Below are 12,774 nucleotides of genomic sequence, written 5' to 3' on the forward strand. Positions count from 1 at the left end.
GGCTGGCTGGGCGGTGCCATTGCGGGTGCTGCACTTGCGGCCGGCGTGGTGCGGGTGGAAGACCTTGCGCTGTCCTATCGGAGCGCCAAACCGGACCGTTTTTCGGGCGCGTTCTGGACCGATGACAACCAGGCGCTCGCCGACCGCTCCGACGTCATCATGCTTTCGGTGCGGCCGCAGGGTTGGCCGTCGCTCGAGCTGGACGCCAAGGGCAAGCTGGTGATTTCGGTGATGGCCGGCATAAGACTGGCCGAGATCGGCGAGAAGCACGGCACGCGCCGGGTGGCGCGCACACTGCCCAACGCGGCGGCCGAGGTCGGCAAATCCTATACGCCATGGATCGCGAGCGGCGACACCACCGAGGTGGACCGCGCAACCGTGCGCGCGATCTTCGATGCCTGCGGCGTTGAGGACGAGGTGGCGACGGAGCGCGACATCGACTACCTCACCGGCCTGACAGGATCGGGCCCCGCCTTCCCTGCCCTGCTGGCGGACGCGATGATGCGCGACGCGGTTGCCTTCGGCCTCTCGCCCGATGTAGCGCGACGCGCCGTCAACACCGTGCTTACCGGCACCGGCCGGCTGCTGAAGCTCAACGACGCCTCGCCGGCCGACACGGTGGAAGCCTTCCTCGGCTATCGCGGCACCACCGCCGCGGCAATCGAGACCATGCGCGAAGCGGGATTCGACGAAGCGGTGGCCAAGGGGCTTGCGGCGGCATTCCTGAAGTCGATCGCGATGGGAAAGCTTTGAGCCGACGACGGTCCGTCACTGCGCTATCCGTCCGCTGATTCGAACCGCCGCCCCGGGTGAGAGCGCCGCGCCGCAACAAATGCGTTCATCCGCGGCAGACTGCCTAACCAGTCGGCAGAAATTCATCACTATTGTATAAAATTAACCAGACTTCACGCCTAAATTGTATTAGCAAATCCTTATTCTATCTATTCTGAAGAATTAATCGATCCAAAGGAAAGTTTCCTCTGTACTATATGGTTATTCCTTGGAACTATCATTTGAATTAGAAGTTTTTTGGAAGCGGTCGACGGAACCTGCATAGCGTGTTCCAGGAGCCAGGCAGCACGGAGAGATTGTCCGATGACCTCCATCGTCAACGCAGTAGGCGTTCCTCTTCCCTATAGCGGCACATCCACCCATTGGTTCTCGGCATCTGGGTCTGGGCCGGACTTGTGGGGCACCTCCGGCAATGACACCTTCTATGGAGCCTCCGGTGTCAATGTCACCATGCACGGTAGCTACGGCGACGACATCTATTACCTCTATGCCGCGGGCAACAAGGTGGCCGAGGGCTATGGGGCAGGCATCGACACGATCAGCACCTGGATGAGCTATACGCTCCCGAACAACGTCGAGAACCTCATCGTCACCACCGCCAATCGCTATGCGTTCGGAAATGCGCTGGACAACATCATCACCGCTAAGGCCGACCACCAGACGCTGGACGGCGGCGTGGGAAACGATGTTCTGATCGACGGCGGCGGCGGCTACGACACGTTCATCATCAAGAACGGCAACGGAAGCGACCTGATCGCCAATTTTGCAGCGACCGACACTGTCCGCCTCGATGGCTATGGGTTCACTTCCTTCGACGCAATTCACTCTAACATGGTTCAGGCGGGATCGAACGTGATCCTGAACCTCGGATCCGGTGAGATCCTCGAGTTCAAGGACACGACCATCGACAAGCTGCAGCCCAGCCAGTTCGAGCTGCCGATCGACAAATCGCACATGACGCTGTCCTTCGGCGACGAGTTCAACACGCTGAACCTTCACAATAGCCAAGGCGGCACCTGGGACACCAACTTCTGGTGGGGCGCGCCGAACGGCAGCACGCTCACCCAGAACAACGAGCTGCAGTGGTATATCGACGCCAATTACGCCCCGACGAGCTCGGTCCACCCGTTCAGCGTGAACAACGGCGTTCTCACCATCACCGCAGCGCAGACACCGGCTGACATCAAGCCGCTGATCAACAACTACGAATACACCTCCGGGCTCCTGACGACGCACGACTCCTTCTCGCAGACCTACGGCTATTTCGAAATGCGCGCCGACCTGCCCGAAAACGCCGGCGCCTGGCCGGCCTTCTGGCTGCTGCCGGAGGACGGCTCGTGGCCGCCGGAGCTGGACGTGGTGGAAATGTACGGCCAAAGCCCGAACTCGCTTCTGATGACCGCGCACACCAATGAGACGGGCACGCACACCAAGGTCGGGTCGACGGTGAACGTTATGGATACCCAAGGCTTCCACACCTATGGCCTCTTATGGACGCCGGACAAGCTTGTCTGGACCTATGATGGCGTGCAGGTGGCGGAAGTGGCGACGCCGTCCGACATGAACAAGCCCATGTATATGCTGGTCGACCTCGCGGTCGGCGGTCAGGCCGGCGCGCCGCCGGATCATCTGGCGACCCCGGCTCAGATGAAGATCGACTATGTCCACGCCTACACGCTCGACAGCGCGCCGGCGACCGCGCTGAACGTCACCAGCAGCAGTACCACCACTCAGACCACCCAGAGCATAGCCACGTACAGTATCGCCAGCAGCACGCTGCACGGCGGTTCCGAGTTCGGGGGCCACGCCTAAGGCGCGATCATGCAGCGGCCGGGAATGGGCAAATGACTCGACCGTCGGGCCTGCGGCCGGTCTTTCTGCGCGCCATCGCCGATGTCGGCGCCTTCTCTGTGCTGATCAACATCCTGCTGTTGGTAATCCCGCTCTACCTGCTCCAGGTCTATGATCGCGTGCTGCCGTCCTCCAGCATCGAGACGCTGTTTTACCTCTCGCTCATCGCGGTGCTGGCTCTCGCCTTCCTCGGCTTCCTCGATGCGGTGCGCGCCATCTACACGCATCGCGTCGCTGCGACCGTCGACCGAAAGCTGGGTGCCGGAACGTTCGCCCTTTCGCTTGCCGCTAAACATGCGGGCGGCCTGTCGCCGCTGCGCGACCTCGCTTCGGTCTGCGCCTTCATCCGGTCGCGCGGCGTGGCGGTGTTGTTCGACCTGCCCTTCGCTCCGGTCTTCCTCGCCCTGCTCTATCTCATCCATCCCGTCCTGTTCTGGGTGACGCTCGCCGGCACGGTGCTGCTGGTTCTCCTGGTCGTGGCGAACCAGCTTGCCATCGGCCGAAACGATGCCTTGTCGGTGGAACGTTCGGCTTTGGCTGCCCAGGCGGAACAGGTCTTTGCCCGCAATGCCGAAACGCTGCGCGCCATGGGCATGGTCGACAACGCCGCGCGGGTCTGGGGGCGGTACGTCGGCGAAGCGCTCATCCTGCACGATCGCTCCGCGAGCGCCAACGCGATCTTCAGCGGCGCCTCGCGGGCGCTGCGCATGATGCTGCAGCTCGCGATCCTCGGCGCCGGTGCGTGGCTGGTGGTCGAGGGGCAGATGACGGCCGGCATGATCTTCGCCTCCTCGCTGGTGTCGTCGCGTGCGCTGCAGCCGCTCGACCAGCTCATCGGCGCCTGGCGCCAGATCGCCGATGCCCGTCGAGCGTGGACACGGCTGGAAAGGTCGCTCGCGGCGCAGCCGGCGCAATCGCGCAGGCTCGCCCTGCCCGATCCGTTAGGCGCGATTGCCGTGCAGGACCTTTTCTTCATGGCGCCGAATGCCCAGCCAGGCACCGAACCCATCCTCAAGCGGCTGAATTTCCAAATCGGCGCCGGCGAGGCGGTGGCGATCGTCGGCCCGAGCGGCGCCGGCAAATCCACGCTGGCGCGGCTGCTTGTCGGCGCTGCCCAGCCGACCGGCGGCACCGTCAGGGTCGACGGCGCCGACCTCAGGAGCTGGGACGAAAACCAGCTCGGCAGAAAGATCGGCTACCTGGCGCAAGAGGTGGAGCTGTTTCCCGGATCGATCGGCGACAATGTCGCCCGCTTCGACCCGAACGCGGAGGACGCCGCGATCGTCGAGGCGGCCAGGCGCGCGGAAGCGCATGAGCTGATCCTGACGCTGCGCGACGGCTACCAGACCGTGATCGGCCCTTCGGACAGGCTGTCGGGCGGCGAACGCCAGCGGATCGGGCTGGCGCGCGCCTTCTACGGCAATCCGCGCATTCTCGTCCTCGACGAACCCAGTTCCCATCTCGACGGCAGCGGTGAAGCGGCGCTCGAAGCGGTGCTTGTCGCGGCGCGGGCCGCCGGCGTCACCGTGATCGTGATCACGCATCGCCCTTCCATCGCCGCGGCCTGCGACCGCGTGATGCTTTTGCGCGGCGGCGCGATCGAAGCATTCGGCCCGAGCGGCGAGGTGTTGCGGCGGCCCCTCACCGACAAGGGCGCCGACAGGGGCGCACAACGGAACACTGTGGTGACCGGATCATTCGCAACGATGATCCGCGGCACCCCCCACAATGTCCGCCTCGGATCATAGACGATGAGCGCCGAGAGCCTTGCCTGGGAACCACGCACCGACATAAGGCGCGTGGCGTTTACCGGATACGCGGCAACAGCGCTGCTGGTGGGTTGCTTCGGCTATTGGGCGGCCAGCGCGCCGCTGTCCGGCGCGGTGATCACTCCAGGCACGATCTCGGCGACCGGCGGCAACATCCTGATCCAGCAGCCCGAGGGCGGCATCGTCGAGCAACTGCTGGTCCACGAGGGCGACCGCGTGCGGCAGGGCGAGGACCTCATCCTCCTCGACCGAACGGCGGCGCAGGCCGAGCTCAACCGGCTGACGAGGCAGTCGATCGCGCTCAAGGCAACCGCGGCGCGGCTGGGGGCGGAGCGCGACGGACTGGACAGGCTGGCGCCGATCACCGAGGCGGCACCCGCGCCGTTCCAGCAGGATTTCGAGAATCTCATCCGCGAGCAGCAGAAGGAATTCGACGCGAGACTCGCCCGCTTCCGCTCCGAACAGTCGATCATGGCGCAGCGGGTCGCTATGCATCGCGAGTCGGTCGCGGGCCTGAACGCCCAGAAACTCGCCATCGAGCAGCAGACCGATATCGTGAAGAAGGAGCTCGGCATCAAGACCGGCCTCTTGGACAAAGGCCTAACCAACCGCACCGAATATTCGCAGCTTCTGCGCAGCGAGGCCGATCTCGTCGGCCAGGCCGGCGCGATGGAAGCGAACCTCGCCGCGGTCAACACCCAGATCGTCGAAGCCCAGGTGCAAGTCGAGCGCTTGACCACGCAGCGCGTGGAAGAGGCGCTGACCAAGCTCGACGAGGTCCGCACCCATCTCGCCGACATCGCGGAACAGATGCGTGCGGCCGAAGCGGTGCTTCAGCGCACGACGATCAAGGCGCCGGCAGCGGGCATCGTGGTGTCGTCGACCTATAATTCGAAGGGCAGCGTGATCGCGCCGGGCGAGAAGATCATGGAGATCCTGCCCACGGCATCGGGCCTCAACGTCGATGCCAAGCTGCGGCCGAAGGACATCGACCAGGTGCGCGTCGGCCAGAAGGCGAAGCTCAGGCTGTCGGCGCTCAACATGCGGCTGACGCCCGAGGTGTCAGCCACGGTGATGGAGATCTCCGCCGACCGGCTGGTCGATCAAACCACGCACGAACCCTATTTCCGCGCCAAGCTGAGGATCGCCGACGCCCTGCCGCCCGGCGTCAAGCCCGAGCAGCTCTATCCCGGAACGCCGGTCGAGGCCTTCATCAGCACCGGCGACCGGACTTTCTTCGAGTACCTCGTGCGACCGATGCTGGATTCGTTCGCGCGTGCATTCGCGGAGAGGTAGATGCCGCTCCTGCGTCGGCCTTCCAAACCAGGGCTTGTTTCCCGTCCCGATAACTCTGGCAGTATTCACTCTATCTTGCCGTCCACGATATGGATCTGGCGGTCCATGCGCCCCGCCATGTCGAGGTCATGCGTTACCGCAACGACCGTCTTGCCACGTTCGCGCACCAGATTCTCCAGGATCGCGAACACCTGTTCCGAACTCTTGGAATCGAGGCTTCCGGTAGGCTCGTCGGCAAGGATCAGGGGTGGATCATTGGCAAGCGAACGGGCTACGGCCACGCGCTGGCGCTGACCGCCCGAGAGCTGGTCCGGCCGTTTGTCGAGATGCTCGCCAAGCCCCAGCGACGCGAGCAATTCGCCGGCCCGCTCGTGCATTGCAGGCCGCGCAAGCCGGCCGAGCTTGCGCATCGGTATCTCGACATTCTCGCGCGCGGTGAATTCCGGCAGAAGAAAGTGGAACTGGAACACGAAGCCGAGCATCGACAGCCTTGTCGCCGCGCGCTCCCGCTCGTCCATCGGATCGGCATCGCGACCGCCGATGCTGAGCTTTCCGCCAGTCGGACGGTCGAGCAATCCGAGCAGATAGAGCAGTGACGATTTGCCCGAGCCCGATGGGCCGGTGATGGCAACGAACTCCCTCTCCTCGATCGAAAGCGTGACGTCCTTGACCAGCGTGACGGGAATGGTTTCCGGCAGCACGCGCGTCAGATTCTCGGTCTTGATCAGCACGCTCATGTCGCGCCTCTGATGATATCGACCGGGTTCTGCCGCGCCGCGCGGCGCGCTGGAAGATACCCGGCCACCGCGGCGGAGCCGATCGCGAAGCCGGACGCGATGACATAGTGCAGCACGCTCCAGGCGATCGGCAGATGCGTCATCTCCTGCCCCGTCGCGGCGATCTCGAACCGCACCAGGGAGAGGCCATAGACCATGGAGAAGCCGAGAAGCCAACCGAGCGCGGAGCCGGCGCCACCGATTGCCACGCCTTCGAGCAGGAACAGCCCGCGCATGTCGGCCTCCGGGAAACCGAGCGATTTCATGATCGCGATGTCGCGCGCCTTCTCATGCGTGATGGTGGAAATGATGTTGTAGATGCCGAAGCCGGCAACGAGCATGATCGCTCCGACGACGGTGTACATGATGATATTGCGGATGACGAGCGCCTGGAGAATGGACTCGTTCGCCTCCTGCCAGGCCACCGCCTTGTAGCCGAGCTCGGCTTCGGTGCGGCGCGCAACCGCCGGAGCGCGGTTCGGATCGTTCAGCTTGATGCGAATCTCGTTGATGGCGTTCGGTCGCTCCGAAAGAATTTGCGCGTTCTTCAACAGCACATAGGCCTCGCCCTCGTCGCGGGCGGTGGTGCCGGTGTGGAAGAGGCCGACGATCTTGAAGTTGCGCGTCAGCCCCTCAGAGGAGACCACCGTTATCGTGTCGCCAAACCCCGCGCCGAGCCGGCTCGCCATCGTATCGCCGATGAGCACGTTGTTGCCGCCGGACGCGAGTGCGTTGAAGCTGCCCTGAACGAAATCCTCCACGATCGGCGACACGCCGGGTTCGCGTTCGGGGTCGATGCCGATGATGGTCGCGCCCACCTCGCGGCTGGAATAGCGGATCACGCCCTGCGTCTTGAGGCTCACCGCGAACCGCCCAGGAATCCAACTCGCCAGCCACGCGGTCGCGGCCGTCGGATTGATGATACCGCGGCGGTCGTCGCGCGGCCTAAGCCCCGAAATGGCGACCGCGTTGAAAACGTCTTCGGCCGGCTGGCGGCGGGCCGTGCGCTGGTCATCGGTGATGTCGACATGCGGCATTGTGTCGACGAGTTGCCGTACGAAATCATCCTGTCCGCCCTGCATCAGCGCTGCCATGGCGATTGAGAATCCGACTCCGACGGCGACGCCGAGCACGGCAACGAGCGTCTGCCGGCCTCGGCCGGCGATGTGTGTGATGGCGATGTCGAGAATAAGCCGCATCGGACCTCACTTCCGCTCTGCCGCGACCGTCACGCGCGCGCCGTCAGCGAGTTCGGTCGGGTAGGGCGAGATGACTTGCGCCCGCGCATCGATGCCCGACAGAACCTCGACGCCGTTGGTGCCGCGAATGCCGGTGCGGACTTCACGCCGCCGGGTCGTCTCGCCCTCGACCACGAAGACATTATTGCCTTCGATCGCCACCGACGGAACCAGCAGGGCATTCTTCGAGACGCGGATGACGATATTGACGTCGGCCGACATGCCGATCCTGAGCGGCGTATCGTCCGGCAGTTGGAAATAGACGCGATAGGTCTTCGTCACCGGATCTCCCTTCGGTGTGATGCGATCGACAACGGCCTCCAGATTCTGTCCGGGAAAGGCATCGGCCCTGAGCAGTGTGCGCTGGCCGATCTCGACCCGCGGGATGTCCTCCTCGTTGACTTCGGTGACCACCAGAAGCGGCTTCGGCTCGCCGACCCAGAACAGCACCGTGCCGAGTTCGGCAATCTCTCCCACCTCGCCGTCCTGCCTCAGCACGACGCCAGGGCTTGGTGCTCGGATGACATAGGTTTCCAGGCGGGCCTTCTGCCCGGCCACGAGCGCCTCGATCTGGGACAACTCGCTCCGCGCACGATCGAGTGCCTGCTGGCTCGCCGCGTTCTTCTCAGCAAGCACGCTTTGGCGCTGGAACTCCTGCTCTGCAAGGGCCCGTCTTGCTTCGAGTTCTCCCAGCGCTGCTCGAACCTCGCTGTCGTCGAGCCGGGCGAGCACGTCGCCTTGCGCTACTCTTGCTCCCTCACAATTGCATTGCTCAACGATCCTTTCGCGCACAACCGGAGCCACCTTGGCCCAGCTATTCGGCTCGACCGAGCCGCTCGCATAGACGATCTCGGCGGCGTCGCCGCGCCAGGGCGTCACGATTGAAACAGGCGTCGCCCGCAACAGATACCAGGCCGTGCCGCCAACCAGGGCCGCAACGACGACAATTCCCGCAACCGAGCCTCTTACCCGCATGGAGCGCTCCCTTGATACCGGCCGCCAAGATGAGCGCCGAAATGATGAAAACGGCCAAGCCCACCAAGCATTGCATGACGATTGCGACCGACGCCAAGGGCAAAGAAACTACTTGATCGACACGTCGATCAAGTAGGGGCACGCCGAATGTGAAAAGTCGAATACCTCACGCGGCCGACGCCGGATTCGTTCGCGCGGGCATTTTCGGAAGGTAGGGCGCGAGATGGCGGGCTGCCGGCGGTCGTTCGCGCCGCTCGCTTTGCGCCGAGAGCGGCAGGCCCGTCGTCGGGCACTCGTCCCGGGGCAAACAGATACCTCTCGGGCCTTCGGTACCAGGCGAATGGCTTATTCCAGAAACATCAGGGCTGTGGCCAGAAATCCCATTCCGAAGCAAGATGCCATCGAATAGGCGATCATCCCCACAGCCAGATAGTCGCCGCTGTCTGACGACAAATGGCTGCCGACCGTGCCGAAAGTCACGAGCCAGCATGCTACCGTCAACCCGATGATCGCCCCCATAGCGAGATTCTTGACCACAAAGAGCACCAGTGGAGGCATGAGTTCTGCTCCTGAAGAGCATTCGCGGCGCTGCCCACGGCTTTCGGCCTTGTGACTTCAGCACCTGTCACTCAACGCCAAAACCTGCATCTGGTTGCTCTTCCTGTCTGTTTTCGCACCGGTTCGACGGGCTGTCCGCAGTTTGCCTATGGCCGACCAGGCAAGCGCAAGCGGCACCGCGCGACGCGAATACGCGTCCGCCTCTGGCTCAATCACCGCCTGTAGACATCGCGGCGCCAATCACCCAATCTTGCCCCCAGGGAACAAGAAGCGCTTCGAAGAAAGCGCGGACCTTCGGGTGCGCATGAAAAATCGATGGACCTTGTATGATCCACGGCTGGCCTGGATGCTGATCGCGCCGGTGCTGTTGCTGCTGATCTTCTTCCTGGTGCTGCCGATCGCCGTGATGGCGGCCTACACCTTCTTCACCTTCGTCACCGCCGGCGTCGAAACGAGCGCCTTGTCGAGCGCCAACTGGCACGAATTCCTGACCGACAGCTACTATCACGGCTTCCTGTTGAAGACGCTGAGGGTCGGCGCCATGACGGCGCTGCTCTGCGGTGTGCTCGGCTATTTCCCGGCCTATTTCATCTGGGCCACGAGCTTCAAGCACAAGTGGCTGCTCCTGCTTCTGCTCATCGTGCCGTTCTGGATCAGCTTCACCATCCGCACCTTCTCCTGGATCAACATCCTGGGCGAACAGGGCGTCATCAACGTGGCGCTCATGAAGATGGGCATTATCAGCGAGCCGCTGCCGATGCTCTACACCGAGGGCGCGGTGATCATGGGGCTGCTGCATTTCCTGCTGCCCTACATGATCCTCAACGTCTATGTCAGCCTGGAGAGCATCGACCGCACTCTGATCGCGGCGGCGCGTTCGATGGGCTGCACCAGCGCGCAGGCGTTCCGCGAGGTCACGCTGCCGCTCTCGCTGCCCGGCCTGGCGGCGGGCCTGCTACTCTGCTTCGTGCTGGCCGCCGGCAGTTATGTGACGCCGCAGCTTCTGGGCTCGGGGCGCGACGCGCTGTTCGGCAATCTGATCTACGACACCATCATGGGCGAGCTGAACTGGCCGATGGGCGCCACGCTTTCCATCGTGCTGTTCGTCGTGCTCGGCTTCTTCGCCGCCATCTACACCCGCTACATGGGCATGTCGCAGATCGTCAAAGGATTGGGTGGGTGATGAAAGCGGGCCGGCCGAACAAGGAAGGCAGATGGGCCTGGCGGCTCACCGGCTTCGTCACTTTATGCGTCTATATCTTCATGTTCGCGCCGATTGCGGCGACCATCATCCTGTCGTTCAACGCCTCGATGTTCGGCGGCTTCCCGATGACCGGTTTTTCGCTCCAATGGTACGGCAAGCTGATGGCGAATGAGGCGGTGCTGGCCGCCTTCCGCACGTCACTGTGGATCGCCCTGGTCACCGCGGTCGCCACCACAGCGATCGGCGTCGTCACGTCTTTCGCGCTGGTGCGCTTCGAGTTCCCCGGCAAGCAGATGCTGAGCACGCTGGTGATCCTGCCGGCGCTGGTGCCGGAAACCATTTTGGGCGTCGGCCTGCTGGTGCTGATCAAGGCGGTCGACCAGCCGAGGACCCTGCTTCTGCTGGTGCTCGGCCATATCCTGCTCGCCGTGCCCTACGTTGTGCTGATCACCCAGGCGCGCATGGTCGGTATCCGGCGTGTCTATGAGGAGGCGGCGCTTTCGCTGGGCGCCTCGCGCTTCTCGTCCTTCCGCGAGATCACGCTGCCGCTGCTCATCCCAGCCGTGGTCGCTGGCGCGCTGCTCGCCTTCACCATCTCGTTCGACAATACGTCGGCCAGCCTGTTCTGGCGGCCGGCCGGGGTCGAGACCATGCCGACGCAAATCCTTTCGATGCTGAAAATCTCGATCAGTCCGGAGATCAACGCGCTCGGCACCGTGATGATCCTGGTGACCGTCGGCATACCGCTGATCGGCGGCCTGATCCTGCAAAGCCTGACCCGATTGAAAAGACGCGGCGAACCAAAGGAGGACGCACGATGAAACTGACCACCACCAAGCGGCTGGAACGGCTGCACGACCGCTATGTCAACGGCGATCTCAGCCGCCGCACGTTCCTGAGCCTGACCGCCGCCGCCGCCGCGTCCGCGGGCCTCTCCATGCCGTGGATGAGCCGGGCGCTCGCCGCGGTCGAACAGGTCCGCTTCGACGGCTGGGGCGGAACGGTGCAGGACGCGATCGACAAATACGCCTTCCAGCCCTACACGGCCAAGACCAAGATCAAGGTGGTCCAGGGCACGTTCGGCGACGAGAACGAGATCATCACCAAGATCAAGACGGCGAAGCCCGGCGACTTCCAGATCGTGCATTCGTCCGGCGTCAACTACTACATCAAGTACGTGAATGCCGGCATGAACTCGGAGATCAACGAGGCCAACATTCCCAACATGGCGAATGTGCTGCAGCCGATGATCGAGCCGTTCCGCAAGCTGACGCCGAAGCTCTCGGCCGTTCCTTACGACTACGGCACCACCGGCATCGCCTACAACACCAAGGTGATTTCGCCGGAGGAGGCGAAGGAGAAGGGCGCGGGCCTGCTGCTCGACAAGAAATACGCCGGCAAGGTCGGCGGCTATGCCGACATGACCACGCGCGTCTGGTACGCGGCTCTGGCCACCGGACAGGATCCCAACAACATCAAGGACATGGATACGATCTGGGCCAAGGTGCGCGAGACGCGCGACCTCGCCAAGAAGTTCTGGAGCTCCGGCGCGGAGCTGATGGACCTGCTCTCCAAGGGCGAGATCGTGGTCACCGATGCCTGGTCCGGCCGCGTCGCCGCCCTGCAGGATCAGGGCCATCCGATCGGCTATCTCGACCCGGCGGGCTCCTATGCCTGGATGGAGGACATGCTGATCCTGAAAGGCTCGCCGATGGCCGAGTGCGAAGAGCTGATCAACTTCATGCTCGATCCGGCAACCTCCATCGCGGTGGCAGAGGGCCAGAGCTATCCGCCGTCGCTCGACCCGACCAAGGTCAAGCTCACCGAGAAGATCGAGAAGCTGCCGGCCTTCGACAAGACGGGCTCGATGAAGGCGCTGACCTTCGCCGATCCGGTGTACTGGGCGACCAACGAGGACGCCTGGACCAAGCAGTGGGACAGGATCGCGAAAGGTGCCTGACGAAACGTCGCTCAGCCCCCGGCCGGTCTCGGCCGGGGCGCCCTCCCCCGTCACGGCCTCCAGCACGGAGAAGCCGGCGGTCGAGTTCCGCAGCATCGACATCGCCTACGGCAAGTTCGTCGCGGTGCGCGATTTTTCGCTGTCGATCCGCAAGGGCAGCTTCGTCACGCTGCTCGGACCTTCGGGCTGCGGCAAGACGACGATCCTGCGCTCCATCGCCGGGCTGGTCGACATCTCAAGCGGCCAGATCATGATCGGCGGGCGGCGGGTCGACGACGTGCCGATCTACAAGCGCAACATCGGGCTGGTCTTCCAGAGCTACGCGCTGTTCCCGCACAAGACCGTCTTCGACAAT

Annotated in this window: 12 protein-coding genes; 8 read left to right on the plus strand and 4 right to left on the minus strand. The window is 63.7% G+C overall.

All coding sequences use genetic code 11. From position 1 onward, the window contains the following. The 4 genes from EOA38_RS13930 to EOA38_RS13945 all read left to right on the plus strand — a co-directional run. On the plus strand, positions 1-753 hold a 753-nt coding region (locus tag EOA38_RS13930; RefSeq protein WP_127299440.1), incomplete at its 5' end, for a pyrroline-5-carboxylate reductase dimerization domain-containing protein. Positions 754-1,095: 342 nt separating this feature from the next. After that, positions 1,096-2,604: a family 16 glycosylhydrolase gene (locus EOA38_RS13935; protein WP_126094656.1), complete on the plus strand. Its 1,509-nt coding sequence runs from the start codon at positions 1,096-1,098 to the stop codon at positions 2,602-2,604. Between the two features lie 32 nt (positions 2,605-2,636). After that, entirely contained in the window at positions 2,637-4,391 is a 1,755-nt protein-coding gene (locus EOA38_RS13940) for a type I secretion system permease/ATPase (protein ID WP_126094657.1), read from the plus strand. Between the two features lie 3 nt (positions 4,392-4,394). Beyond that, positions 4,395-5,708, plus strand: coding sequence for an HlyD family type I secretion periplasmic adaptor subunit (locus EOA38_RS13945; protein ID WP_126094658.1), 1,314 nt, complete (start codon positions 4,395-4,397; stop codon positions 5,706-5,708). A gap of 65 nt (positions 5,709-5,773) precedes the next feature. On the opposite strand, the gene EOA38_RS13950 is transcribed toward EOA38_RS13945, so the two are convergent. The 4 genes from EOA38_RS13950 to EOA38_RS13965 form a co-directional block, all read right to left on the minus strand. Next, positions 5,774-6,445 (minus strand): ABC transporter ATP-binding protein, encoded by a 672-nt coding sequence (locus EOA38_RS13950; protein ID WP_126094659.1) that lies wholly within the window; start codon positions 6,443-6,445, stop codon positions 5,774-5,776. Beyond that, positions 6,442-7,683 (minus strand): ABC transporter permease, encoded by a 1,242-nt coding sequence (locus EOA38_RS13955; RefSeq protein ID WP_126094660.1) that lies wholly within the window; start codon positions 7,681-7,683, stop codon positions 6,442-6,444. The genes EOA38_RS13950 and EOA38_RS13955 overlap by 4 nt, the downstream gene beginning before the upstream one ends. A 6-nt stretch (positions 7,684-7,689) precedes the next feature. Then, positions 7,690-8,697 carry an efflux RND transporter periplasmic adaptor subunit gene (locus EOA38_RS13960; protein WP_127299441.1) on the minus strand — a complete coding sequence of 336 codons (1,008 nt, stop codon included), beginning with the start codon at positions 8,695-8,697 and terminating at the stop codon, positions 7,690-7,692. Positions 8,698-9,042: 345 nt separating this feature from the next. Beyond that, complete coding sequence (locus tag EOA38_RS13965; RefSeq protein ID WP_126094662.1) at positions 9,043-9,255, minus strand: hypothetical protein; 213 nt, start codon at positions 9,253-9,255, stop codon at positions 9,043-9,045. Between the two features lie 304 nt (positions 9,256-9,559). Between EOA38_RS13965 and EOA38_RS13970 the strand changes: the two genes are divergently transcribed. The 4 genes from EOA38_RS13970 to EOA38_RS13985 form a co-directional block, all read left to right on the plus strand. Then, a complete protein-coding gene (locus EOA38_RS13970; protein ID WP_126094663.1) occupies positions 9,560-10,438 on the plus strand; it encodes an ABC transporter permease in 879 nt (292 codons plus the stop codon). Continuing rightward, entirely contained in the window at positions 10,438-11,280 is an 843-nt protein-coding gene (locus tag EOA38_RS13975) for an ABC transporter permease (protein WP_126095970.1), read from the plus strand. The genes EOA38_RS13970 and EOA38_RS13975 overlap by 1 nt, the downstream gene beginning before the upstream one ends. Next, positions 11,277-12,419 carry an extracellular solute-binding protein gene (locus EOA38_RS13980; protein ID WP_126094664.1) on the plus strand — a complete coding sequence of 381 codons (1,143 nt, stop codon included), beginning with the start codon at positions 11,277-11,279 and terminating at the stop codon, positions 12,417-12,419. The genes EOA38_RS13975 and EOA38_RS13980 overlap by 4 nt, the downstream gene beginning before the upstream one ends. Continuing rightward, positions 12,412-12,774: ABC transporter ATP-binding protein (locus tag EOA38_RS13985; RefSeq protein WP_145965958.1), on the plus strand; the 363-nt coding region annotated here is incomplete at its 3' end. The genes EOA38_RS13980 and EOA38_RS13985, both read left to right, overlap by 8 nt.

Source organism: Mesorhizobium sp. M1E.F.Ca.ET.041.01.1.1 (genome assembly GCF_003997355.1).
GTDB lineage: Bacteria > Pseudomonadota > Alphaproteobacteria > Rhizobiales > Rhizobiaceae > Mesorhizobium.